23 protein-coding genes and 3 pseudogenes are annotated in these 26,975 nt (G+C 37.8%); 6 read left to right on the forward strand and 20 right to left on the reverse strand.

What is annotated here, in order from left to right; all coding sequences use genetic code 11:
• Positions 1-96: 96 nt before the first annotated feature.
• A complete protein-coding gene (phaQ, locus tag MN204_RS00195) occupies positions 97-510 on the reverse strand; it encodes a poly-beta-hydroxybutyrate-responsive repressor (RefSeq protein ID WP_249869059.1) in 414 nt (137 codons plus the stop codon).
• A 283-nt stretch (positions 511-793) separates the two neighbouring features.
• Here phaQ and MN204_RS00200 point away from each other — a divergent pair, with 283 nt between their 5' ends.
• The 5 genes and pseudogenes from MN204_RS00200 to MN204_RS21415 all read left to right on the forward strand — a co-directional run.
• Complete coding sequence (locus MN204_RS00200) at positions 794-1,258, forward strand: poly(R)-hydroxyalkanoic acid synthase subunit PhaE (RefSeq protein ID WP_249869060.1); 465 nt, start codon at positions 794-796, stop codon at positions 1,256-1,258.
• Positions 1,259-1,330: 72 nt separating this feature from the next.
• Positions 1,331-2,110, forward strand: a complete 780-nt coding sequence (fabG, locus tag MN204_RS00205) for a 3-oxoacyl-[acyl-carrier-protein] reductase (protein ID WP_249869603.1) — start codon at positions 1,331-1,333, stop codon at positions 2,108-2,110.
• A gap of 39 nt (positions 2,111-2,149) precedes the next feature.
• Positions 2,150-3,235, forward strand: a complete 1,086-nt coding sequence (gene phaC / locus MN204_RS00210; protein ID WP_249869061.1) for a class III poly(R)-hydroxyalkanoic acid synthase subunit PhaC — start codon at positions 2,150-2,152, stop codon at positions 3,233-3,235.
• Positions 3,236-3,735: 500 nt separating this feature from the next.
• A pseudogene (locus MN204_RS21715) lies at positions 3,736-4,639 on the forward strand (peptidase U32 family protein); the annotation flags it as partial.
• 108 nt (positions 4,640-4,747) lie between these two features.
• A pseudogene (locus MN204_RS21415) lies at positions 4,748-4,915 on the forward strand (U32 family peptidase C-terminal domain-containing protein); the annotation flags it as partial.
• A gap of 341 nt (positions 4,916-5,256) precedes the next feature.
• On the opposite strand, the gene MN204_RS00220 reads toward MN204_RS21415, so the two are convergent.
• The 12 genes from MN204_RS00220 to MN204_RS00275 all read right to left on the reverse strand — a co-directional run bounded on the left by MN204_RS00220 (position 5,257) and on the right by MN204_RS00275 (position 19,752).
• Complete coding sequence (locus MN204_RS00220) at positions 5,257-5,952, reverse strand: FadR/GntR family transcriptional regulator (protein ID WP_249869062.1); 696 nt, start codon at positions 5,950-5,952, stop codon at positions 5,257-5,259.
• Between the two features lie 180 nt (positions 5,953-6,132).
• Positions 6,133-6,921: an ornithine cyclodeaminase family protein gene (locus MN204_RS00225; RefSeq protein ID WP_249869063.1), complete on the reverse strand. Its 789-nt coding sequence runs from the start codon at positions 6,919-6,921 to the stop codon at positions 6,133-6,135.
• Between the two features lie 21 nt (positions 6,922-6,942).
• Entirely contained in the window at positions 6,943-7,920 is a 978-nt protein-coding gene (locus MN204_RS00230) for a 2-hydroxyacid dehydrogenase (RefSeq protein WP_249869064.1), read from the reverse strand.
• A 67-nt stretch (positions 7,921-7,987) separates the two neighbouring features.
• Complete coding sequence (gudD, locus tag MN204_RS00235) at positions 7,988-9,361, reverse strand: glucarate dehydratase (RefSeq protein WP_249869065.1); 1,374 nt, start codon at positions 9,359-9,361, stop codon at positions 7,988-7,990.
• A gap of 70 nt (positions 9,362-9,431) precedes the next feature.
• Positions 9,432-10,901 carry an alpha-ketoglutaric semialdehyde dehydrogenase GucD gene (gucD, locus tag MN204_RS00240; protein WP_249869066.1) on the reverse strand — a complete coding sequence of 490 codons (1,470 nt, stop codon included), beginning with the start codon at positions 10,899-10,901 and terminating at the stop codon, positions 9,432-9,434.
• Positions 10,902-10,918: 17 nt separating this feature from the next.
• The gene (gene kdgD, locus MN204_RS00245; protein ID WP_249869067.1) at positions 10,919-11,854 is read right to left on the reverse strand and encodes a 5-dehydro-4-deoxyglucarate dehydratase; all 936 of its coding nucleotides are present in this window, start codon (positions 11,852-11,854) and stop codon (positions 10,919-10,921) included.
• Positions 11,855-12,199: 345 nt separating this feature from the next.
• Positions 12,200-14,161 (reverse strand): TRAP transporter permease, encoded by a 1,962-nt coding sequence (locus MN204_RS00250; protein WP_249869068.1) that lies wholly within the window; start codon positions 14,159-14,161, stop codon positions 12,200-12,202.
• A gap of 38 nt (positions 14,162-14,199) precedes the next feature.
• Entirely contained in the window at positions 14,200-15,258 is a 1,059-nt protein-coding gene (locus MN204_RS00255) for a TAXI family TRAP transporter solute-binding subunit (RefSeq protein ID WP_249869069.1), read from the reverse strand.
• Between the two features lie 242 nt (positions 15,259-15,500).
• Complete coding sequence (locus MN204_RS00260; RefSeq protein ID WP_249869070.1) at positions 15,501-15,650, reverse strand: hypothetical protein; 150 nt, start codon at positions 15,648-15,650, stop codon at positions 15,501-15,503.
• A gap of 640 nt (positions 15,651-16,290) precedes the next feature.
• Positions 16,291-16,539 carry an Ldh family oxidoreductase gene (locus MN204_RS00265; protein ID WP_249869071.1) on the reverse strand — a complete coding sequence of 83 codons (249 nt, stop codon included), beginning with the start codon at positions 16,537-16,539 and terminating at the stop codon, positions 16,291-16,293.
• Between the two features lie 90 nt (positions 16,540-16,629).
• Entirely contained in the window at positions 16,630-18,639 is a 2,010-nt protein-coding gene (locus MN204_RS00270) for a TRAP transporter permease (RefSeq protein ID WP_249869604.1), read from the reverse strand.
• Between the two features lie 114 nt (positions 18,640-18,753).
• Complete coding sequence (locus tag MN204_RS00275) at positions 18,754-19,752, reverse strand: TAXI family TRAP transporter solute-binding subunit (RefSeq protein WP_249869072.1); 999 nt, start codon at positions 19,750-19,752, stop codon at positions 18,754-18,756.
• 721 nt (positions 19,753-20,473) lie between these two features.
• Between MN204_RS00275 and MN204_RS00280 the strand changes: the two are divergent.
• Positions 20,474-21,154: pseudogene (locus MN204_RS00280) on the forward strand (tyrosine-type recombinase/integrase).
• 316 nt (positions 21,155-21,470) lie between these two features.
• Here MN204_RS00280 and MN204_RS00285 read toward each other — a convergent pair.
• The 7 genes from MN204_RS00285 to MN204_RS00315 form a co-directional block, all read right to left on the reverse strand.
• Positions 21,471-21,752, reverse strand: coding sequence for a GNAT family N-acetyltransferase (locus MN204_RS00285; RefSeq protein WP_249869073.1), 282 nt, complete (start codon positions 21,750-21,752; stop codon positions 21,471-21,473).
• Position 21,753: 1 nt separating this feature from the next.
• Positions 21,754-22,038: a (4Fe-4S)-binding protein gene (locus MN204_RS00290; protein ID WP_249869074.1), complete on the reverse strand. Its 285-nt coding sequence runs from the start codon at positions 22,036-22,038 to the stop codon at positions 21,754-21,756.
• Positions 22,039-22,097: 59 nt separating this feature from the next.
• Complete coding sequence (locus MN204_RS00295) at positions 22,098-22,274, reverse strand: hypothetical protein (RefSeq protein WP_249869075.1); 177 nt, start codon at positions 22,272-22,274, stop codon at positions 22,098-22,100.
• 574 nt (positions 22,275-22,848) lie between these two features.
• Positions 22,849-23,484, reverse strand: a complete 636-nt coding sequence (locus MN204_RS00300; protein ID WP_249869605.1) for an ECF transporter S component — start codon at positions 23,482-23,484, stop codon at positions 22,849-22,851.
• A 20-nt stretch (positions 23,485-23,504) separates the two neighbouring features.
• On the reverse strand, positions 23,505-25,160 hold the full coding sequence (locus MN204_RS00305; protein ID WP_249869076.1) for an ABC transporter ATP-binding protein: 1,656 nt from the start codon (positions 25,158-25,160) through the stop codon (positions 23,505-23,507).
• Entirely contained in the window at positions 25,133-26,020 is an 888-nt protein-coding gene (locus MN204_RS00310; protein ID WP_249869077.1) for an energy-coupling factor transporter transmembrane component T, read from the reverse strand. Before MN204_RS00310 ends, MN204_RS00305 begins: the two co-directional genes overlap by 28 nt.
• A gap of 9 nt (positions 26,021-26,029) precedes the next feature.
• The gene (locus tag MN204_RS00315) at positions 26,030-26,914 is read right to left on the reverse strand and encodes a DUF4430 domain-containing protein (RefSeq protein ID WP_249869078.1); all 885 of its coding nucleotides are present in this window, start codon (positions 26,912-26,914) and stop codon (positions 26,030-26,032) included.
• Positions 26,915-26,975: the final 61 nt, after the last annotated feature.

The raw sequence follows: 26,975 nt of genomic DNA on the forward strand, positions 1-26,975 counted from the left end.
CCACTGGTGGCCTTAGTATCAGAACATAAACGTTTGAAACTCACGTTTATGTTACTAAATATTTCTGGTGACTTGTCAAAGATGCGCTTGCTTCTATTAGTCCTCGCTATCTTCTCTCTTCGATGTGAAACTAGGTGGGGAGAAGAAATTACTGTACATGTTGAAGAATTGGTCAAGCATCTTCTGATATTGCCCTAGTGTACCTGCCCAGATGTCTAAGTAGTTCTCTCCAGCCTTTGTAATAGAATAAATTCGTTTGGCTGGACCTGATGATGTCGTATCCCACTCAGAATTAACTAAGTCATCCTTTTCAAGTTGACGGAGGATGCGATAGAAATTCCCTTTGTCCACAGATTCAAATCCGAATACCGTGAGTTTTTGCATTAATTCATATCCATGTGCATTCCAATCCTTTAGTAACAACAGGAGCATTGGAATCATAAGATTCTTTGGAGTACTCACTCCAGGTTCTTTGTTCTTTTGATCATTGCTATTCGATTTAGATGTCATCTTATCACCTTCCATATTACATGATAACTATATGCAATTTACATCTATATATGTAATTTACACCTATGTGTGATGAATGTCAACCCTATACGATTGATTTAAAAACTTCATTTTCTGCCAAAATACCCCAAATAATTCCTTTTTTTCTTGATTATCCTGCTATTTTTGTCTGACTTCGATGAAAATTGTAGTTATTTTACGAACGATGCTTACCCAAGAACTGTTTCATATGCCTTATTATGGTATTGAGAGTTTTCAAAAAATGTAATCAGGAGGAAATGTTGTGACAAATCCAAGTATGTTAGACCCATTTTCATTATGGAAAACGATGTATGAACAAACAGAGACCAATTTTAGTGAGGCGATTCATGAAACACTTGGAAAAGAGGAATATGCTGAATTATTGGGACAAGTACAAAATGGGTTCCTTCAGTATCAAGACTTAATTCAGAAAACAACGGATACTTATTTGAAGCAAATGAATATACCTACTCGAGAGGAAATCTCAAGTGTAGCCTCACTTATTATTAATTTAGAAGAAAAAGTGGAGAGTTTAGATGAGAAACTCGATGATGCAGACTTAAACCAGAAGACACTCCAAGAAATAAGTAAATTAAAAACAAGTATCACAAGGTTAGATAAGAAAATGAATCAAATCCTGCAAGCATTATCAACGAATAAAGATCAAGAATCTCCATCAACCGAACCAGAGAAAACGACAACAGAAAAACCGACACCAAAAAAATAGCTAATGAACGCCATCAAGAAGCGCTACATAAATACCTAATTTTAAAAAACTAAAAGTTCGGAGGTAATTATAATCGGAACTACTTTAAATACAGCGGTTAAAAAGACTACTACTTCAAACTTACAAGGAAAAGTGGCAATCGTAACAGGCGGTTCTCGTGGTATTGGTTCCATCATTGCTAAAGAATTAGCGAGAAATGGAGCAGAAGTGGTTATCAACTACAACTCTAACGTAGAGGCTGCAAGTGAAGTGGCACAAGAGATTGAGGATTTCGGAGGAAAAGCTAGCTTTTTTCAAGCAGACGTATCTAATTCTGAAGAGGCTCGCTCTTTGGTTGAAAAGACGATAGAATCCTATGGAAAAGTAGATATACTTGTTAATAATGCAGGGATCACAAGAGACCGAACGTTTAAGAAGCTTAGTGAAAAAGAATGGAATGAAGTTATTAACGTAAACTTAAACAGTGTATTTAATACAACTTCAACCGTTATCAATGCAATGCTTGAACAAGGATTTGGCCGAGTAATAAATATCAGTTCTATTATTGGTCAGGCTGGCGGTTTCGGTCAAACAAATTACGCAGCATCCAAAGCAGGGATCATTGGTTTCACAAAGTCGCTCGCTTTAGAAACAGCAAGAAAAGGAATTACAGTGAATGCTATATGTCCTGGATTTATCGCAACGGAAATGGTTGAAGCAATGCCTGAAAAAGTTCTAGATAATATAATTGCTACCATTCCGATGAACCGTCTTGGTCAAACAGATGAAATTGCCGATACAGTCCTTTTCTTAATAAATAATAGCTATATTACAGGCCAATGCATTAACGTAAATGGCGGATTATATATGTAAGACGCTTTCTAGCTTGATTAGATACGAGGGGGATTATAAATGGTTAATACCAAAGAGTCGATTGAATCATTCATCGACAACATGCCTGAGGATTACAAAAATGAGTATAAACGTTATAAACGAGTAATGAATATCCTCACAAGGGAACCTGAGCCAGAAGTAGGCCAAACTCCGAAAGAAGTAATTTGGACGAAAAATAAAGCAAAGTTATATCGCTATCAACCGAATAAACAAAAGACAAAAAAAGTACCAATTTTAATGATTTATGCTTTGATTAATAAACCGTACATTTTAGACTTGACACCTGGAAGCAGCCTAATCGAATATCTAACCGATAGAGGCCATGATGTTTACTTGCTAGACTGGGGCATTCCAGGTCATGAGGATCGGCATATGAAATTTGATGACTATGTGATGGATTATATTCCTCGTGCTATAAAGAAGGTTCTTAAAAAATCGGAACAGGATGAAATTAGTTTACTGGGCTATTGCATTGGTGGTACTTTGACATCTATAGCTGCAGCGCTCCATCCAAATTTACCAATCCGTAATCTAGTATTTATGACAAGCCCATTTGATTTTAGTGATGCAGGATTATTTTCGAATTGGCTGGACGAACGGTATTTTAATTTAGATCTCATGGTCGATACGTTGGGGAACATCCCTGCGGAAACGATAGACTTCGGAAATAAATTACTAAAGCCAATCACCAATTACTTTGGACCCTATGTTGCGCTTGCCAATCGAGCAGATGATGATGAGTTTGTTAAAAACTGGAGCCTTCTGCAAAAATGGGTAGAAGATGGTGTCCCATTTCCAGGTGAAGCATATAGACAATGGATCCGGGAATTTTATCAACAAAATAAATTAATTAATGATGAATTATATATTCGTGGACAACAGGTTAAATTAAGTAATATTAAAGCAAATGTTTTAAACATTGCAGCGAATCGTGATCACATTGCAATACCTAAGCAAACAGAAAAGTTAATGGATAAAATCTCAAGCAAGGATAAAACGTACGAACTCGTTTCTGCTGGGCATGTTTCCGTAACTGTAGGTAAAAAAGCTCCTACAACGACCTATCCATTAATTGAAGAATGGCTAGCAAAACGTTCCAATTAGGAAGCATGGGGACGGTTCGAGACCACTGAAAAAGTCTCTCTCTAAAAAATACAAAAAATCAATTCCCAAAATCACAAGATAAATTATCATATTTGTGGGGTTTCAATGTCCAATTTAACACCAAAAGACGATTGCCTGTGGGGACTAATTAGCATTGATTTTCAAACTTTTTACTTTTTCACTGGTCTCAGACGGTTCTCATGCTTCCTTTTTATCTCAGGTTGTAAATAATTCAATTAAGAAAGCATAAAAAAATCCTGTTTGGGTTTAATCTACGGGATTTTTTTATAGATAATATTTTTATTCATTGACTGCTCTCATTCATTCATCAGATTGTTTTCTTATACTCCTCCACTTTCTCATTTGTCTCAGCTATGAAAAGCTTACGGAGGCCGCATTGTCCCCACCCCCCATTTGTCACAAATTTCACAAACTCATACCCCTTAATTTGTGTTACGATAAAGACTTACCGAGTAAAATGGAGAGGTGTTATGTGAATAATTGAACTTGTAGCAACTGCAGAATCAACTACCCAAGCAAAAGCGTTACTTGCAGCTGGGGTTGATACGTTATATATAGGAGAAGAACGCTTCGGCTTACGACTGCCAAATGCTTTTACACGTGAAGAAATAGCAGAACTAACCGAATGGGCCCATCGTTATAACAAACAAATACGCGTTGCCGTTAATGCAATTATGCATAATGACATGATCAAGGACGTTATTCCTTATCTAGCGTTTTTAGAAGAAATTGGTGTGGATTCGATTACCGTTGGCGATCCCGGTGTCATCCATTTGTTAAGAACCAAAGGAATTTCATTGCCTTATCTATATGATGGCCAAACACTAGTCACGAGTTCCAACCAAATTAATTTTTTGGGCAAAACGAGGTGCGATTGGGGCTATACTTGCGAGAGAATTGACGGCTGTAGAGTTGAAGGAAATCACTGCACAAGGTACGGTTCCAGTAGAGGTGCTCGTATACGGTGCGACCTGTATTCATCAATCAAAACGTAACCTTCTTAAAAATTATTTTGGATTTGTTGAACAGGCAGGTGCGACGGAAAAAGAACGAGGGTTATTTATTTCGGAACCGAAAAATAAAGACACGCATTATTCCATTTATGAAGACCTCCATGGCACACATATTTTTGCAACAAATGATATTAGCTTAATGGACAAATTAGGTGAATTGGCAGAAGCTGGATTAACTCAGTGGAAGCTCGATGGTATTTTTACGAAGGGTGACGATTTCGTATCGATTGCGAAGCTTTTTGTGGAAGCAAAAGAAGCGATTGCCTCTGGTAAATATACCGAGGATTTATACGAACAATTAGCTATACAATTAAAAACCTTCCATCCAGCAGAACGTGGATTGGATGAAGGATTTTATGAAAAAGACCCAAGTGTAGCCTATGATGAAGCAACGCAAATGGCAACCATCCAGCAACGGAATAATTTCGGAGTTAGCGATGAAATTGAATTCTTTGGTCCATGATTTAGACATTTCACCCAAACCATAGAAAATTTATGGGATGAAAAAGGTATACCAATCGAAAGGGCCAAAAGTGCGATGATGACCATTCAAATGAAAGTAGAACAACCCGTTAAGCCTTTTGATATGATGCGTAAAAAGAAGGCCGAAAAGAAGTCGGAAATAGATGTACAACAGCTAGCATAGGCAGAGAAATAAGGAGAGAAGCATGCGGATGTGGCGACAGGTGCCACGGCCTTTTTCCCCATTTCCGTGGCTTTTCTTTCTCATTTTGATCTTCATTGCCATGCTTGTCTGGTTTGCAAAGGGATTTAATAATCTATCTGCTTTTTCATTCCGTTTTTACTGATTCTTATGATGGTAAAAAATATGTAAATTGAAGCTTACAAGGATTAATGGGATTAACTCCCATCGGCCCCCTGTAGCTTTTAGATAATAATTTAACTTTGCGCTTTAAAGTGGTAGGGCAGGCATGGCCTCTATATGTTTTCTCTTCTACAACAACCGTTATAAAGTACTTTAATTGATCAAATCTTTTTGTCCGCTTCGTAATCGTCCAGTAGCTTTTTTCTTACAAAAGACAAATGCCTATACATCTGATTGAATGACTCATGCGGATCTCTTTTCTTTAGCGCTTCGTAAATTGCTAGGTGATGTTCAACCGTAATACCAGGTTCCCGATAAGGAATCAAGCTATCAGTTTTCTCATGTGCAATGAGAAGGGAATCAATCATTCCTTCAACAATGGGGTTGTTTGCGCTTTTCGCTATAATACTGTGAAATTCCTTATCCAAACGGCCATAGTTACTATCCGCGTTTGCTTGGATTTGTTCAATGGTTTCTTTTAATTTTTCAAGTTGACCACGCGATATTTTCTCAGCTGCAATCGCGACAAGCCCTAACTCTAGTGACATTCGAGCTTCAATAACCGCGGGAACATTATTAATGGATAATGCGAGCATCGCCTCAAATGGATTACTTCCAACTTTTTTATTCACGTATGTACCACCACGTGGTCTTCTTGTAATTATCTCTAGGGTTTCTAATGAACTAAGGGCTTCACGTAATACAGGCCTGCTCACGTCAAACCGTTCGATCAATGTCATCTCCGAGGGTAACTTATCACCTGGGTTCAGTTGCCCATTCATTATAAGATGGATGATCCGCTCCAACACTTGTTGTGATAATGTACTTCTACGTATTGTGTTCATTTTATAGTCCATCACATTATCCCCCTTTCTTTAATTAATATTACTAAAGTACAACTTTTATATCTCTCGTAAATCAATTTTGCTGTAAGGATATCAAAAATATAAACCCCTACTGATTTGAATATAGTTACTCCTTCTTTCATCTCATTTTGTCCTTTTTGAACAAGAGTTTTCAGCTCAGGAACGGTCCCCTCACTGTGACCCATTTATTGCATTGATTATTTCACCGCATTCGAAAAAAGCTGCGTGTGTATCCACATATATATGATCCGCTTCCTTGATAATTGAATCAGGAATTTCTTGCATAAATGATTTGAACGCTCCTGAACCAGCAAAGTGTTTTCCAGTCAGTTCAACTTGCCCATCATAAGCAATGACTGGTTCTACTGATGTCGTTGTCGTTATAATAATTTGTGCTTCTTTTAGAATTATGACTGGATTTGAAACTTCAAAGCGAATGGAAGGATACTTTTGCTTCGCTTTTTCCATAAATTGATTAAGTCTACCCTTGCTTCTATTATACACTAAAACTCGTTGTACGTACCTCACCGCACACGCTTCCTCCAGATGACTCCATCCTTGGTCACCAGTACCAATAATGCCAATTGTCTCGGTTTCTTTAGATGCTAAGTATTTCATGCCTAAACCACTAACTGCTCCAGTACGCATAGCGGAAATGGTGCGAGCATCCATAATAACGAGCGGTTTCATCGTCTTTCTATCATTTAATAGAAATATACCTCTTAAAGTCACTTCTCCAATTTCCGCATTTCCTGGTGCAATTCCAATCAATTTTGTACCGTAATAATCCTCGTAAAACGAAGGCATTAAAAGCGCAGAGTTATCGTCATCGTTAATAAATAATCGTTCCGGTACAAAAGATTCTTTCTCGCCGTCATTCAAATAATAATCTTCTATTGTATCAATAATATCCTTCGCCGAAATAAGTTCTCTAATTTCTTGGTCGTTTATAAAATGCATACTGACCCTCCTAAAATAGTACTAGTTTATATTCGCTGTCTCATTTAGCACATTAGTTGGAATCTCTCCCGCAAGCACTTTTAGTATTGAATTCGCGGCCAGCATACCCATCTTTAATCGTGTTTCTATCGTTGCCGATCCTATATGTGGTGTCGTAACAACATTCTGTAACTTTAACAACGGATGTTCGACATCAATAGGTTCTTTTTTATAGACATCCAATCCAGCACCTGCAATTTCCTTGTTGATCAGAGCCTCATACAAGGCATCCTCGTCTACTACTGCACCACGTGAACCATTAATGAAAATGGCACTTTTTTTCATCATGTTAAATTCCTCCTTACTAAATAAGTCTTTTGTCACATTACTATGTGGCACCATACTGCAAACAAAGTCCGATTGCTTCAAAAGATCAGGTAAATTGCAATACGCTGCGTTAAAAACCGATTCAGCCTCTTCATTCCGACTACGATTATGATAGAGGACATCCATACCAAATCCGAAATGAGCGCGCTTAGCAATTGCTGTTCCGATTCCCCCCATCCCAACAATCCCAATGACTTTGCCATGAACATCGAGTCCGAATAATTCCTCAGTGATGGTCGCATCCCACTTACCGTCTTTAACATATGCGTCCAGTTCGGGAATTCTTCTTGCTGCCGATAGTAATACTCCAAACACTGCGTCTGCTACGGTCTCATTTAATACTCCGGGTGTGTTTGTCGCCACTATATTACGTTCTGTCAGCAATGATAAATCCAAATTATCATAGCCAACAGAGATATTACTTACCATTTTCAATTGTGGACATTTGTCCAATAACTCCTCATCTATCTTCAAACCGGAGCCCATAAGGACATGTGTATCTTTGAGATGTGCCTCAAAACTCGGATATGACGAATCATCTAACTGGTCAAAATAAATAACTTCACATTTTTGGCGAAGATAGTCTAAAACCTTCGAATTTACTTTCCTATAAACAACGATTTTATGTTTCATTAAGCTCCCCCTAGTTAAAATAGTATAAAGACAATTTCCCCAATCGTTCATCTCAATTTGTAACAAATCACCGTACTAAACAAGGACGTTTACTGTCGAATTTCCATCCAGGAATTAAGTATTGCATGCCGATAGAGTCATCACGGGCACCAAGTTTTTGATCGACATACAGTTTGTTTGCTTTCTCAATCTGCTCCATATCTATTTGAATACCCAAACCTGGCACTGTTGGAACGTCAATTTTACCTTGTTTAATTTGTAATGGTTCTTTTGTCAACCGTTGTCCGTCTTGCCAAATCCAATGCGTGTCAATTGCTGTAATATCTCCAGGTGCTGCCGCGGCAACATGTGTAAACATTGCAAGGGAGATATCAAAATGGTTATTAGAGTGTGAACCCCATGTCAATCCCCAATCATGACACATTTGTGCGACTCGGACAGAGCCTTGCATCGTCCAAAAATGCGGATCCGCTAAAGGGATGTCAACTGCATGAAGTTGAATCGCATGTCCCATCTCTCTCCAATCTGTTGCAATCATATTGGTGGCTGTCGGTAGTCCTGTTGCCCGTCGGAACTCCGCCATCACTTCGCGTGCCGAGTATCCATTTTCCGCTCCGCATGGATCCTCAGCATAAGCAAGTACATCGTGTTGATTTTTACAAAGGTCGATTGCTTCCGCAAGCGACCACGCACCATTTGGATCCAACGTAATTCTGGCGTTTGGAAAACGTTTTGCGAGTGCTGTTACTGCTGCAATTTCTTCCTCACCAGCAAGCACCCCGCCTTTCAACTTAAAATCATTGAAACCATATCGTTCATAAGCAGCTTCCGCAAGGGCAACAATCGAATCCGGTGTCAACGCCTCTTCATGTCTCAATTTAAACCAATCATCTGTGGCGTTTGGATCACTTAAATAAGGCAAATCTGTTTTGTTTCGATCACCAACATAAAACAGATAACCAAGCATTTCTACACTTTTGCGCTGCTGTCCTTCCCCAAGCAATTCAGCTACGGGAACGTCAAGAAACTTACCGAGTAAATCCAACAACGCAGCTTCAAGAGCTGTCACGACATGGATTGTTGTTCGTAAATCATACGTTTGTGCACCGCGCCCGCCTGCATCTCTTGTCGCGAATTTTTTACGTACTTGATTTAGGATTGAATTGTATGTTCCGATGGATTCCCCAATGGCAAGCGACTTGGCTTCTTCCAATGTTTGGCGGATTGCCTCTCCTCCCGGCACTTCTCCAACGCCCTGATTCCCATGATTGTCTTCTAGAATCACAATATTTCTCGTGAAATAAGGACTATGTGCGCCGCTTAGGTTCAACAGCATACTATCATGACCAGCAACAGGTATCACATTCATTTTTCGGATTATTGGCGTACTTGATTGTTTTCTTACCGCATTAACACTTTCTTTCGTCACATCTTTTAGCATAAAAAGACCCCCTATTTTTTTGATAAAGAAGGAGTTAAGCTTGTTATGGCATAACTCCCCTTCATTCATCTTATTTGACAAACACTGTCTTAATCGACGTATAAAATTCCTTTGCTGCTTGCCCTTGTTCACGAGTATGCGAACTGGACTGCTTCATACCACCAAATGGAGCTTGAAGTTCGACTCCTGCACTTTCTGCGTTAATACGTACTAACCCAGCATCCATTTCATTGATAAATGAAAGCATATTAGCAATTTTCGTAGTGAATATGGAAGCACTTAGTCCGTATTCTGAATCATTTGCAGTCTCAAGCGCTTCTTCCATTGTATTCACTTTCATAAGTGCAAGGACTGGTCCGAAAATTTCTTCTCGTGCAAGTACCATATCTGGTGTTACACCTTCAAATACAGCTGGTTCTACATAATAACCGTTTAAGCCACCTTTACCGTCTAGCTTATTTCCACCATAGAGTAATGTAGCACCTTCTTTTTTCCCTTTTTCAATATAAGAAAGAACTGTATTTAACTGACCTTCCGTTACGCTAGGACCCATCCATGTACCTTTATCCATCCCGTTACCGACAGTTATTTTTGCCACTTCTGTGAGTAGTTTCTCTTTGAATGCTTCATATACATCTTTTTGAACAATGACACGGCTCGTCGCTGTACACTTTTGCCCAGATGATTTTAATCCGCCACTTATTGTTGCTTCAACTGCTAAATCAAGATCCGCATCATTTGCAACAATTACTGGATTTTTCCCACCCATTTCAAGTTGGTATTTAATCCCTCTTTCAACCGCTATTTTTGCCAGTTGTTTTCCAACGGTGTTTGAACCTGTAAACGTAATCGCATCAACTTTTTTGTGGTTTGCCATTTCAGGTCCTATTAGAGAACCAGACCCCGTTACTAAGTTCACAACACCTGCTGGAATTCCCGCATCGTGTAGACACTCTACTATTTTCGCGCTAGTAACAGCTGTCTCACTTGCAGGTTTAAACACGACTGCGTTCCCATAAATAAGAGCCGGGGCCATTTTCCACATCGGAATAGCAACCGGGAAGTTCCAGGGTGTAATAACGCCGACAACACCTAATGGAACTCTTGTTGTAAACATTAGTGCGTCGCTATCTGTCGAAGGAATTACATCACCAACTGAGCGCATTCCTTCCCCTGCAAAATAACGTAAAATAGCTACGCCGCGCATCGTCTCCCCTTTTGCTTCTGGAAATGTCTTACCCATTTCCAGTGTCATAGCTTCCCCGATATCATCGGCACGTTCTTCCATAATAGAAGCAGCTTTCAATAAATAATCGCCACGAACGTTTCCGGTAAGTTTTTTCCATGCATTTTGAGCCTGTCGAGCAGAAGTAGCAGCTTTGTCAAGATCATTACTTGAGGATAGTTGATAAACACCTACAACCTCATCTTTCTTTGCAGGATTTTTACTAACACCTGTCTTACCTGTTTCAGAAGTAACCCATTCACCATTAACATAGTTTAAATACGTCTTTGTTTTTGCTTCAGTTGTTGTAGTCATTTAAATTCCTCCCATTATTAAACAAGTTCCGCTTTGATTTGAGCAGGATACTTTTCCAACGCATTCTCAATAATAAGTTTTAATTCTTTATAATGCCCGTCTTCAACAGGTGCAATTGGTCCTCTAACATTCGTTGTAATAGGAAGACCTACAATTTGCATACCTGCTTTGATAAGAGAAACAGCATAACCTTTCTTCTGTTTGCGAATACGATGAATCGGAAATATCACACCTTTATATATCGCATGTACTACTTCCCTATCTCCATTTAGAAGTGCTTCATAATACTTTGCAGAAATATGAGGGATGTAGTTTGATATCGCTGATGAATAGGAAGTAAATCCAAGATTCACATACGCTGCCATTGTCACTTCCGCTAACGGCATGCCGTTAATCCAATCAAGACGATCACCGATAACTTGTGTAAACTCAACGTTGTTTTCCATATTCCCTACACCATCTTTATACCCAACAAGTTGTGGTAACTCGCATAGTTCCTGCAACGTCTTTAGCTCTAAAATACAGTTATCACGCTGGTACACAATTGCGTTCAAATCTGTACTTTGAATAATTGTACTCAAATAGTTATAGAGCCCATCTTGGGAGGGATCAATTAAATACGGTGGTAAAATCAAGTATCCTTCTGCTCCAAGTTCTTCGGAAATGGCAGCTTGCTCTAACGCGTGTGTAATATTCCCACCGACACCTGTATATAATGGAACTTTACCCTTTGTTTTTTCCACAGCCACTTCCACCATCGATCTGTATTCTTCGTTACTAATCGCATGCATCTCCCCAGCTCCGCATGCTACAAACACGGAAGATAATCCGTTTTCCACTAGAAATTCTATATTTTTTCCTAGTCCTTCTAAATCTAGTTTTCCTTCATCATCCATCGGAGCAACTGGAAATCCTAAGATTCCTTTTGGCGTCTGTCTTCTTTTCGTCGTCATTTAAATTCCACCCTTCAAATAGTTGTTTTCTTAAGTATTATTGTAAGACAATTAAATTTATCTGTCAACTTAAATTCTATTTAGTCTGAAAATTGGCTTTAGATTGTGGAGAAGTTTCAGTTGCTTCAATTCAATTCTGTTAAAACTAACAGATTCTTTTGTAATTCACCCTTTACTATTGCGTGTCTCATTGAAACTAATCCAATAATAATTACTACAACTGTGGTTGCCTATAAAACTTGTCTTCTTACGAATAGAATTTCTATCAGTTCATATTGTTTTATTTTTGGGTCCCCGCTTCAATATACTTCATCTTATCTATCAATTATTAGGCTGAATAAGAATTTATTTTATATTTTCTATCGGATCAATTTCTTCATTTTTATCATCTGGGTAATTTTGCTCCTTTTTCTGTTGAAAAGCAATAAACCCAAAAGTTAGACAACTTAAGGTAGTCAAAATATATCCGCTATCAATCACCAATAGAGTTGCAATTATTAGTAATGCCGCTTTCTCCCACAGCTTCAGGTCTCTAAATAAATAACCAATCAACACTGATGCAAGGGCTATAATCCCCAAAGTAGCAGTGAATATATTGACTATAATTGCAACAGGCTCACCAACTAATAATAACTCGTTATGGAACACAAAAATGTATGGAACAATAAACGCCGCAGATCCTAATTTAGCGGCCAATACACCCGTTAACATCGGCCTAGCTCCAGCGATTCCAGCTGCTGTATATGCTGCAATTGCTACAGGAGGGGTAATGTTTGATACAACTGCAAAATATAATGCAAAAAGATGAGCTGCTAAAGGGAGAACATCTAATTGAACTAATGCTGGTACCGCAATAGCAGCAACCATTATATATGCAGCTGTTGTCGGAATTCCCATTCCAAGAATTATAGCCGCAATCATTACTAATGGAAGGGCAATGTATAGATTATCCTGAGAAAAACTAATAACTATTGAAGCAAATCTCGCTCCAAGACCAGTCTGACTTGCTATTCCTACGATTATTCCCGCACATGCACAAGTAACAGCGATAACAATACTAGCTTGCGCACCGTTACTCATCGCCTTTACAATATCTTTTACAGACATCCTAGTACTAGCAGATAAAAAACTAACAACAAGAACTGAAAATAAACCTAATCCAGCCGCTACATAGGGTGTGTATCCATATACTAGGACAACTACAATAACAGCTAAAGGGATAGCTAAATGCCCTCTTTTAAATAGAACCTCTTTCCAATCCGGTAAGTCTTCTTTAGGTAATCCCTTCAAATTCATCTTTCCAGCTTGAAAATGGACCATGGATAGAACTCCCAAGTAAAACAGGATTGCAGGTATTAACGCTGCAAGGGCTAGATTGATATACGGCATACCAATAAATTCCGCTATAATAAAAGCTGCCGCACCCATGATTGGCGGCATGATTTGACCACCAGTTGAAGCCGCAGCTTCAACTGCCCCCGCAAATGGGCGGGTATACCCTACTTTTCTCATTAGGGGAATGGTATATACCCCCGTAGAAGCAACATTACCAACAGCACTTCCGGAAACTGTCCCCATTAATGCACTTGACAAAACAGCCATTTTCGCAGGCCCACCTTTACTGGTACCTGTTAGTGAAAAAGCTAAATCAATAAAAAATTTTCCAGCTCCTGATCTCAGTAAAAACTCTCCAAATAATACAAAGAGAAAAATAAATGTAGCTGAGGCACCAAGAGGTATTCCGAATATTCCTTGAGAAGTAAATACTAAATGATCAATTGTCCTTGAGAATGAAAAGCCTGCATGTGCTAGAATTCCCGGCAAATTTTCTCCGAATAAACCGTATAGAAGGGCAATACACGTAATAATCACTAAAGCAGTACCAACAACCCTACGAGTCGCCTCTAATATACTTGCTATCAAAACTACTCCGACTATTATATCTAATGTTGAAAGCTGGTCTATATAGGCAATCCGTGAAATAAAACGGTCATATTCAATCACACTTAAATACAATACAGATATTAATGAACTAGCAAAGAAAGCAAAGTCTACAATACTTATTCTCTTTCTAGAAGATTTCTTCCTTGCTGGATACAACAGAAATGTTAGTGGTAGCAAAAAACCTAGGTGAATAGCCCTCATCTTAAAAGATTCTAGTACACCAGTAAAAATTAGCAGTACATGAAATATTGATGCGGCCAATGCGATTAGAAAGACTATTTTTGAACCATAACCAAGTAGCTCCCTCTTTTGAAGAAAATCTGACTCTAGTACCTCTCCCTGTACCTTTTCTTGTGTACTCATACTCACTCACCCGCCTCTCTCAAAACATTATATTTATCTTAATCTATTATCCCCGCATCTTTGTAATACTGCTCAGCACCTGGATGTAAGATAGTACCAAGACCAGTTGCTGTAGATTCCGACCCTGTAAGGTAATCTTCTAGTTGATGATGGATTGAGCTTATTCTCTCTTTTCCACCTTCATTAATAAACTTCGTTAGTTCATAGACAATTTCATCAGGTAAATCCTTATGAGCATAGAATACAAGTCCCCCAACAAGTGTTGTAGCCGCGTTACTTTGTCCCTTGTAAACATCATCTGATACTTCTGAAATATCATAACCGAAATTTTCCGTTAACTCTTTAATAATATCATCAGAAAGTGACAACACCTTCATTGGTCTTTGCAAATCAATCTCAGTGACAGCTGCTGCAGGAACAGACGAGACAATCGCCATTGCCTCAATATGCCCATCCCTTAATAACGAACCCAAATCACCATGTGAACCAAATTCAACTCTTCCTCCCCAATCTTTGATATCGTCATAGGTGATACCATATGCTTCTAATACCCTACGTGTCGTTAATTCGGCTTCACTTCCAGGTTGACTAACACCTAATGTTAATGGATATTGCTGTTCTGCTACCTTTTCTAGAGAGTTAATTCCACTGTCTTCTAGTACGACGAATTGAAACGTGTTGTCCATAAGTTTAGCTAACGCTCTAATATTTTCGAACTTTCTACCTTCAAACGGCTCTAATCCATTTTCTGCTGCAAATCCTAAAAATGAGCTGGAATGACCGATATCCGCTTCGTTTATTTCCATTAACTCCAAGTTTACAATTGCATTTCCTGTTGTATTGGTTGCAACCGCCCCCATACTCTGTAGAAACTCAGCTAATTGAACTCCAACTGGGTAAACAGTTCCACTTTCCGAACCTGTCGATAGAAGAATATTTTCACCAGTAAGGTCTATCTCTGAAGAAGTCTCAACAGTTCCCTCCTCTGCGTTTACATTGGGTTGATTATCATTCGTGGTTTCCTGATTACAAGCTGCCATTAGTAATACTAAAAAGAATACACAAAAAACTCCTACCAATAATTTACTTTTCTTCATAATTCTCAATCCCTCCAATTTATAGTGTCTTAAATATTACAAACAATTCACAACTGAAAACTTTTAGAGAACAAGGCATCATTTTCAGCTACTATTCCTCATATTGCCAAGAAGAATATATTGTTTAATAGATTTGTTGGTTCCCCTACGTTTACCCCCGAAAAGTAAAGTTTTTATTCCCACCATTAATCCATGAGTTTTTAATGTTGTATAGTCTATATGAGGAATAAATATAAAGTTATTCACAGTTGTTCACTTTTCGAGTTTGATGGTTCGTTTTCAAATTTATCTAGACCAGCACCACGTTCTGTCTCAACTTTTAACGTTTCAATTATAGCGCTTTTATTTGTAACGGAAACTTTTCCATTGGCTGTTTTCGCTGAAGGCTTCATTAACTTGAATCCAAGGTGTTCATCGACACACATCCTATACTTTTTAATACAGCTATCTCTAGTAGTTAGACTAGCACTTACAAGTTCTTACTAATCTATTATTATCTAATAAAAGTTGACATTTTAACCCTATTCCTTATTATTAAATTTTGATAGAACGGATCAACTTTGATAATTCCTTCATCTGCCCCATAAAGGACGATAATGACCTCCTTTCAACTATATGAATGCGTTTACAATAACAACGATATGAAATATTTTCGTGTTTTTGGACCTTTGAAACTTAAATTCGTAGTTAAAATACAATTAGTAAATACAATATAATAGGATATATTTCTCTGTAACGTAACCATCCCTCTTTCGTAGCCTTTACACTAGAAGGAATATTCAGAATTATCTTTTCTAGTTCTTATTGTAAGACAATATAATTAGTATGTCAGTTATTTTTAAAGTAATATTGTAAGTCAATTAAATTTATCTATCAACCAAAATTCTATTTAGTCTGAAAATTAAACGGTGTCCGTCACTTCCCTCAAATTCCGTCAAAGCGGTCGATAACTCCTTTATATAGTCAAGGTAAACCCTAAGTTCGATGCTTTCCAACCAACGTTCGAATAAGCCCATTTTTCATTTGAATCAGCTATGTCTCCAGCAAATGTCGGTAATTTCCATCATATCTTTCAGTTACGCCTAAGGAATCAACTATTGTCGGTTTTGCTTCAACATTAACCCAACCTTCTTCAATGTAATCTACTAGTCGCGGTACTCGATTTAAACCATGTGAATATACTCTGTCAAGACTTGCTTGTGAAAAAAGTATAGCAGATTCACTTGCTTGTTCTTCTGAATAACCCTTACCCAGAAGAACAGGTTTTATTTCTGATTTCATTTTTTCAAATGAAACTCTAAATTAGTGTTGGGAATTTTCACAACATTAACGGCGTCTCAGCCTCGTTGTTATTAAGTAATTTGAGTTAATTTATTTGGCTCGACTTAGATTCAAACTATTTTTATCAAGCCCAACTGAACTTTTTGATCTCCGTAGTTGCAGGGTTAAGATAACAGCCATAAGGATTATTCCAGCAAGATCTGTAAACAATCCTCCTACCATCAATAACATCGAACCTGAAAACAATAGAACTCTTTCATATATTTTTAGTTTTTCAATCCAATAACCTATCACAGCTGCGCCTAGAAGGTAAACTCCTAGTATCGCCGATACAATGGAGAGACCAATTTCTATATAGCTACTTCCTTGGATAAGTAAACTCGGTGAATAAACAAACATGAAAGGCACTAAGAATCCCGCTAGACCTAGTCTGACCGCAATCCAGCTCACCTTCGTGGGATTAGAACCTGAAACACCTGCTGCTGTATACGAAGCTAGAGCAACTGGTGGGGTAATATTTGACAGACAAGCAAAATATAGTACAAACAAATGTGCAACGATTGGTTCCACTCCAAGGTTAATCAAAGCAGGAGCAGCTACAATTACTGCAACAATATAGCATGCTGTAGTCGGTAGACCCATCCCTAAGACGATACATGCAACCATTGTTAACAGGAGTGTAGGAAACATTAGACCCTGAGAAACGGATAAAATTATATTAGCTAACTGGAGACCTATGCCTGTTAATGAAACTACTCCAATAATAATTCCTACAACTGCGGTTGCCATAGTAATGAATACTGCACCTTTCGCACCTTCCTCAAGTGTTCGCAAGAGGGTTTTAATATCCATTCTTGTCTCTTTACGCAACATGCTAACTAAGTACGTAGCGACAATTGACCAAAATGCTGCAAAAATAGGTGTAAAACCGTTAAACATTAAGAGCAATAATAGAAAGATTGGAAGTAGCAAATGACCTCTTTCCTTCATTAAAGCCTTTACATTTGGTAATTGATCCCTTGGAATCCCAACTAAGCCTGACTTCTTCGCTTCAAAATGAACCATAAACCAGAGGGCTGTAAAATAAAGAACTGCTGGAATAATCGCAGCAATCATAACATGTGTATAGGGTATCCCAAGAAACTCAGCCATAACAAATGCAGCGGTTCCCATAATAGGGGGTGTAATCTGTCCTCCTGTAGAAGCAACTGCCTCTACTGCAGATGCAAACCTTTTTTTATATCCTACCTTATTCATTAACGGAATCGTAAAAACTCCTGTAGTTGCTACATTTGCAACTGCACTACCATTAATCATTCCTAGTGACGCACTTGCTAGAATAGATACTTTGGCAGGACCACCAGGGCGATGTCCTGCTATTCCCACGGCAGCACTTGTAAATAAACTTGACATCCCTGTTCCATTTAAAAACGCTCCAAATAAAATGAATAAAAATACATAAGTTGCCGATACACCTAGTGCAATCCCAAATATCCCTTCATTCCCTAAATACATTCGCTCAATCAAAATAGTTGATGAAAATCCGCGGTGCCCTAAAATTCCAGGGAGATATGGGCCAAGATATGCATATGCTAAAAATATAACCGCTAAAATAGGAAGCTGTTTACCAATAGAACGACGAGCTGCTTCTAATAACAAAACAATCGTAATAGCTCCCATTATTAAGTCGAGTGTCGTGACATTTAAACCCCTTCGCGCAATCTCTTCATACATAAAACCTAGATAACCAACGCTAATTGCACCTAAGATAGCCAATCCATAGTCAATTATTGAGGGTCTCTCTTTATTTGATTTCTTAAAGGCAGGATACAACAAAAATACAAGAATAATTGCAAAGGTTAAATGAATAGCCCGGTGTTGCATGACATTCATTGTAATCACACCTGCAGTTAAAAGATGGAATACAGACATCATGATAGCAAGCATGGTTATAGTAATGCCTATTTTCCCCTTAACATGACGGAATCTAGCTGATGTATCATATTTCTTTGCTAATTGATCAACATCAATCTTTTCAGATTGTTCTTCTACTATCTTTTCTACACTTAATTCTTCTGTCGTGTTGTTTTTGCTTTTCATATCCACATAGACAACTCCTCTTATTCTAAATAGATTCTATGTTTAATACTTTTCAATCCTGAGTCCAATTCTATTTTATTTTAAATAGGATCCAGGATTGAAATTCCAAAAAAATTAATCTATATCTACACCATTATCTAAAAAGAATTTGATTGCACCCGGGTGTAGTGGTATCATACTTCCATTTTGAGAGTTTTCAAGTGTCATATTTTCACTAGAATTATGAACAGTTATCATATAGTCCTGGTTATCATAAAGAACGGTTAACATTTCATAAACAAAATCTTCTGAGAGATCAGCTCTGGCAAATAACCAATTTGCTTCAGCATATATATCGATAGATTCTGTCTGATTCGGATAAGTATTTGCCGGTATTTCTAAAGGGAAATATGCAGGATTCACTTCCATAACCTTATCTACAAGTTCCGCAGAAAATGGTACCAGTTCATATTCTCCCGTGCTCAAGATATCTACAATATTTGAAGCACCTATACCACCAGGCATAATCGCTCCATCCAATTGATTATTTCGCATCATGTCCGTAGCTTGTCCACCTGTTACATATTCAGCTGAGATATCCTCTGACATATCTATCCCCAAAGCCTCAAGCAATCTTGTGGAATCTACCTCTACGCCCCCACCAGGTTCTCCAACTCCTATTCTCTTTCCTTGGATGTCCTCAGGTGTTTTAATACCAGAGCTTTTGCTTACAACTAAATGCATCGCGTTTGGATACATATAAGTCATTCCTAACATATTAGTTATCTCATTACCTTCAAACTGCCCTTCTCCATTAATCGCATCGTATGCCATACTTGATTGCCCAAAACCGATATCACCATCATTTGAGTCTAATGCCTTATATATCGCAGGCGTACCAGCAGTAGATTGCGCTGAATACTGTCCTGAAGACATTTCATCATTGAACAATTGAGCCATCCCGTTAGCTACTAGAAAAAATGTCCCTCCACTAGATGCTCCAACAATTGACACATGGCTTGGAATATCCCCGCCATCAGGATCATCAGCTTGCGCATTTTGATCTGAGCATCCTACCAATATAGCCACTAACATTAACAAACCAACCAAAGCAATGTTTCTGATTTTCTTCAAAATAAATTCCCCCTACAATTAAATTTTAATGTTAGGACTAACTTAGATAACTCCTCACCTGCCCCATAAAAAGAAAAAATGTCCTACTGCCGCCTATTGAATACGCTTACAATTTTTGGACTCTAAGAACGATAAACTTACAATGGTTTTAAATAGCTTCGTGATTTTACGACCTCTTTACTAACCTCCTCCCGCGTCTTTACACTAAAAGGAATATTTAGAATTTTTATTTCTGATTCTTATTGTAAGACAATAATATTAGTAAGTCAATTATTTTTTTCAACTATTCAAATAATTATTTTATTTTGCGAAACAAGGGGGGACGATTCTCCCGTTGCATAAAACGCGAGAAGAACGAAATCGCTTTGCGATGGCTAAAAACCAAAAATTCAAAAACTAATACACAAAAAAAGAAAAACTATGCTCTATTTTATGGTATTGTTTAATCACCAAACCAAACAATCCAAAAAAAGAAAGGCATACTTTTTCTATGAGAATTATATCAAGGAATAGAAGAAAAATACATCCTCGATTTTTTAAGGCAATCCGATCTCCCCCTCCCATGGATTATTTATTAGATAACTAATTAATAAAACTATCTTTGGAGGGATTATGATGGAGAAATATAAACAAAAAATAGATTTGTACTCTGAATTAAAGGGTTTTGCCAGAATCCTCAAGAGAATCTTATGCTCACAGAATGAATGCTTTCTTAACTTATATGCAGAGGCACAATAGACCCTTGGATGACACGGATTTTGAAGATATCCAACAATATATTCTTTATCTCACAAAGGAACGTGATCTTTCTTCAGCAACGATTAATAATTATATTTCAGCGATTAAATTTTTCTATACGTATGTCTTAGAAAATGAATGGAGTCCAATCAAAGTTCCACGGATGAAAATAAAACAAAATTTTCCTGTTATTCCATCTAGAGAAGAAATATGGCTCCTAATAAACGCAACCGATAATTTGAAGCATAAAGCTATCTTACTCTTAACGTATGGTAGTGGAATGCGCGTTAGTGAAGTAGCTAAATTAAAAATAGGGGATATCTCCAGTAAAAGGATGAGTATTTACATAGATAAGGCAAAACATGATACCAATCGATATACAATTCTATCGTAGACTGCGCTTCAGGTGCTGCGAGAATACTTTGAAGTCTATTTTTCAAATACAACTTATACTCAAAATGATTGGTTGTTTCGAGGGCAAAAAGAGGGAACTCATATTCATCCGAAGACCATAAAAAATACAAAAAATTATCTTAGAAACAAACTGGAACTCGACGCAAAGATTTCCTCCCATACATTACGGCACTGTTTTTCTACCCAAGACGGCGTAAATCCAGTTTTTATTCAACAAATGATGAGGCAAAAAATCTTCAAACGACCTTAAGATATTTGCACATGACCTCTAAGAGTTTCATAGGGGTGAAAAGTCCTCTGGATCACCTTGATGAAGGTCATTTCTATAGCTTTTCGATTGCACTTTGATCTGAATATCCTTGATGAGGTATTCTATATGTAATTTAACAGCCTTTACTCTATCTGAAGAAAATAAAACAAGGTAAAACTCTATCCATATTTAACTAATGGTTATGTTCATTAACACTGGTTTATTCGCAAATATTTCTTCTGCACATCCTGGCTATAAATGATTGGAACACAAGATAAAAGAAGGACGCGGTACCTGTCCTTCTTTCCGTTTGAAACTATTTATGTTGAAATTCCTGATACGCTACATTTTTCTCGAATTCTTTTTTTGCGAATGGACAAAGTGGCATGATTTTCAGCTCTTCTCGCTTTGCCTTGTCTACTACCTTTCGAACAAGTTCTTCAGCCAAACCTTGACCTCGATGGGCAGTTTCTACTCCTGTATGATCGATAATAAGAATATGATTTCCGGCTCTAGTAAAGGTTACCTCTCCAGCCTCCTTATCCTGCTCATCCTTTACAACAAAACGATTTACTTCTTCTGTATATTGATACTCCATGTTAATCCTCCTCGTAATCATTTGCTAGTTTTGATGGTAATGCTTCTGTTTGACCGTTGTGAATATACTTTAAAGCTCCTGAGGGACATGTATCGATAACCTTAGCAACTTCATCAGCCTGCGCTTGATCAGGCAGTACCCAAGGTTTTCTTTTTGTATTAAAAACTTCTGGACTTCCCTTTACACAACGTGCAGAATGAACACAAATATCTTTATTAAAGAAAACGTCTATTGCTTCTCCTGTATATTTACGATAACCATTCTCTAATAAATCTTTTTCATCCATTATAATTCCTCCAACGCTTGTTAATAGTAGTGTATACTTTTTAACTAGAAAATTTAACTTCATCCACTTGTAATGAATTTTTCAATCGCCGCTTGCTTACAGGATTCAAGTGCTCTTCTCTCAAAGTCAATAATTCCAGTTAGGCCACGAAATACTAGATCGTGCAATAAATCATCATGGGCAATGGGAGTCATATTTTCATCCGTAATATTTGATATGCTGCTGGTGGTACTCATTCCCTTTTTTAGTACTGTCAGTCATTTTTCTCCTCTTGCGGACACAGGGACTGATAACATCCCAAGGGGAAGGAAATTAGGAGAGCTGAAGGAGATGCATTTGCAGTAAAAAGAGTAGCCATAGAAATGCTTAAAAAAGGATTAAGTATTGATCTTATATCAGAAGTCACACATCTAGAGATGGAAGAAATTAAGGCGTTGAAAAAACAATTATAAAGAATTAATGATTTCACCCCTTTACTTTAAAGCAGGAGGACTGCCACCTATGGAATCCTAATGTTTGCTCTGCAAATCCAACTAAACCTTTTAACGCAATCACGACAAAAGGGCGTTATAGCTTATTCTATCTTCACACAATTTAGTATAAGCATCCACATGTTCAAGATATCTATTCTTATGCCGCTTGTTCAAATACGATTGATTTTTTCACCATATTTCTTGCTATACTTCTTAGGCGCTCATCTTACTGACTCTTTTACTTTCTTCGTGAGACCTTCAATAAACTATACGATTCGAATGGACGAGGTGCCTGCCTGTTCCTGTGCCCTCTGATGACAGGCCCCCTAACAACTGATTATCCACCATCCCCAAACACACCGTACTTCTCCTTAAAACGATTCAGAATTTTAATCCATACTCCACTAAATAAAAACAGGAAAAAGACATTCGATAAGGCGTGTGCTAAATCGAAGTAGAAACTCGATGTGTTTAAGAGTATGAACGTTTCCAAATTAAGCTCACCGAAGCCACTAAAGAGAATCCAAAGGTTCATTACCCAGCCAAAAAGAAACCCTACAATGAAACCATAAATCAATCGCCAGGTCAGCCTTTTCATGAAAAAACTTTTCGCAAATAAGCCAGCAACGAAGCCAATCATTCCCCAGGATACCATTTGCCATGGTGTCCATGGTCCTTGGCCTAGCAACATGTTGGAAATAAGTGCAGCTGAAGCTCCAATGATTAGCCCACTCTGGGGTCCTAATGCAATGGCGGAAGCGATGATGACAAAGGTTGTCGGCTGGACACTTGGAATAGATGCAAATGGAATACGGGAAACACTTGCAATAGCTGCTAAAACCGCTAGCATCACCATTTCTCTGCTTGTCATATTCTTTCTTGAAGTACGAATAATCGATGGCATTAGTATTGCGATAATAAATAAAATACTTATAAATAAATAATGTTCTATAATCAGATCAGGAAAAAACATTAATAGTAGAAAAAAGATAGCTACACCGACGAAAGTAATTCCTTTTTCATTAGCCAATGCGTTTTTGCCTCCTCCACTGTTACGACGGTTGGAACATGACTGTCCTTTGTGATTCGGCTAATCATTGTCGTGTAATAATTATTTTCTTTTAAAAAGGTAGTCGTCTTCTCTGTAACAATTACATCGCCTTGGAACATCATACTGCATCTTGTTACATGTTTTGCTGCAAATTCTATATCATGTGTCACCATAACAATAGTCACACCTGATTTCCTTACAGATTGAATAACCTTGGCAAACTCATCTTTAAACGCTGGATCGAGACCTTTCGTTGGCTCATCTAATAATAATAACTCCGGGTTACCGATTAAAATACCGACCAACGCTGCTCTTTGTAATTCCCCTCCACTTAAATCATATGGATGGCGGTGTAATAGGGATTCCATCTGAAATTCTTTTACCAATTCAAACACTTCATCATCAGATTTACCATGTTTTTCTCCCAATGCATGGTACTCTTCCTGCAATGTTTCATGTAAAAAATAAAGTTTCGGATTTTGTGGTAAATAGCCAATCCGTTTTTGATCCATCTTTTTTATTTTCTTACCTTTATATTTGATCTTGCCATGTTGGGACGTTTTGAGCCCTGCGATTATTTTAAGTAATGTTGACTTACCAGTTCCATTACCACCAAGGATAGCCAACCATTCACCTTCATGTACTGCTAATGATAAGTTACTCAAGACGGGTTTTGTATGTTTTGCATAGCGAAAGTCAATTTCTTTTAATTCAAGCAACGTCTTATTTATGTAGGAGGCTTCTTCTTCATCCACTGTACTACGAAGCGTAATATCCATTCCGCTCAACCAATGCTTTGATTCTTTCACAGTGAATGGAACGTTGGAAGCTTCCTTTGCTTCCATAAAAGCTAGATAAAGCTGAGATGCTTCAGGTAAATAGGCATCCATTTTTGAATAGAATAACTTAATCGCATCCCGAGGTTTTGCATCGAATTTAATCTGACCTTTATCAAGCATGACAATCCGATTCGCAATGGAAAATAATTCGTTTAATCGATGCTCTACGATGACGATCGTAATGCCAAATTCATCATTTAATTGTTTTAATAAATGTATAAAATCCTTCGCTGCTATCGGGTCCAGTTGTGCCGTTGGTTCATCTAAGATAAGTATTTTTGGGTCAAGCAATAATATCGAAGCAAGATTAACTTGTTGCTTTTCTCCGCCTGAAAGCTCACTCGTACGTTGATGTAATAAATGATGAAAGCCAAAATAATGAACAATTTCTGCCACTTTTTTTCGCATCTCATTAGAAGAAAAACCTAAGTTCTCCATGCCAAAAAGCAATTCCTCCATCACCGTATTCATCACAATTTGATTTTCAGGATCTTGAAATACCATTCCAATTTCTTTCGCCAATAGGAACGGATCATTATCCTCAAGCCGAGCTCCTTTATACTTAATTTCTCCAATTCTTTCGCCATGAAGCTCCAATTCTTGCTTAAATAAGCGGACGAGTGTCGACTTTCCACTCCCTGAAGGTCCGCAAAGCACCATAAAGTCACCTTCATTAACGTTAAAATCAATATTCGTCAGAGCTTGATCGGAGGATTTTGGGTACGTGAAATTTAAAGATCTCGCTGATAAAAGCTCCATTTCATGACCTCCTTACCTTCTGTCCAAATGGGTAAACTGATTAGCGAAATCCAACCAATGAGATAGAACCAACTATTTCCTTCTAGTGCAATTGATTCTAAAGTTGGTGCTAGCATTAGTACACTTTCATGAAGCTGCCAGCCTATGATGATAAGCAAGCTAAAAGCTATTATATAAATGAGTACGTAGCTGTCTCGCAATTTCCACGCGTAACTTTCATAGTTGCTTCTTTTTTGTAAACCATAGCCTCTTGCTGACATGGAATCAGCTGTTTGAATCGCTTCTTCAAGGGAGTATGTCAGTAAGATTTGAATAAATAGCATACCATTTTGTGCTTTTTCGCGTAGCTTGCCATCTTTCATCGAAACGCCTTTCATTTCTTGTACATCTTGAATGTCTGAAAGCCGTTTGCGAAATAATGGGACAAAACGGAGCGCCAGCATCAGGATCAAAGCCCATTTCGGAAAAACTTTTGAAAACATATAAAGAAACTTATCTGACGTTATCACAATAGAAAAGGTTGTAAACAAAGCTAATATCCCAGACAAAGTACATGCAATCATAAAACCTTGGATGATGGCTTCCAAATAAATCTCTCGTGAAAAAACGGTCCATAGTACGATGTTTCCTTGCTGATTAAAAATAGGCGTGAGCACAAGTACGAACAAACTTAAAAATAAAATCATGTATTTCCATTTATTCAGTTCGACACCTTTATCAAGAATAAGATTAACGAAAACAAGGCAAATAAACGCTGCTAGTAAGAAAAACGGGTGCTGATTTATCATAAGACCGGCAATCACAGCAATATAGTAAAGCATTAATACGAATGGGTGAAAAGAACGAAATCCTCTAGGCATTTACATCACTCAATTTTCCAAGTAATTCTTTGTATATTTCCAATGGATGGATTGGCCATGAAACACTTCATAAGCGTCGGCACTTCTAGGAATAAGAACACCGTCAACATAAATATTCCAACCACTTAATGGACCTTCGTCAAATTCTCCGAGACCACCGATACTTTTAACATAAGCAGTTGCTCCTGAACCAGTGTAATCAATGCTTATGCCTTTGCTATCCAATACACGCAACGTAGCAGAAAAGGCAGTTTCCCCATCGGTTATTTCAACCTCCGTTGGTGCAAAATTGGGACCGCTCAAATCACTCGGGCTTTCGACGGACACGGTTACTGTGTTTTTTGGAGTAGGGGCTGGCGGATTTTCCTTTTCTGTCGGTTTAGAACGTTGCTTCGGTTTTGTCGTCTGATTAGATGTATCTGAATCCTTGTTATCAGAAGAGGTTGCTGTGTCACTTGATGATGACTGGTTAGTGGTTGCTCCTTGATTATCGGATTTATTGGATGATGACTGATTTGAATTTGATGATGTACTGGTCGTCTGATTTTCTTTTGATGTGTTACGATTTGCATTTGTGTCACTCTGATTATCTTGTGATGAATCAGAAACTGCAGTTTCTTCCATTTTATCTTCATTATTTTCTTGAGTTGTTTCTTTTTGTGTGGAATCTACAGTATTTTCTTCCGTTGTTGCTTTTTCATCAGAATCTTCTCGTACTTCTCGTTCCTCTTCATTTGATCTGATTTCGACCAGATCTTTTGTTTCCATAGAGGTTGTCGATAGTCCTGCATCAGAAAATTGGTTGACCTGTGACTCCGTCGTTTGTCCTTGTCCACAAGCTCCAAGAAAAAATAAAGCGTACACGATAATTGCTAATCGAAATAGCTGTTTCATAAAAAACTTCCTTTCTATTAAAAAGGATTGGATAATCTGCACAATTGTACAGATTATCCAT

The organism is Oceanobacillus saliphilus (assembly GCF_023522835.1).
Lineage (GTDB): Bacteria > Bacillota > Bacilli > Bacillales > Amphibacillaceae > Oceanobacillus > Oceanobacillus saliphilus.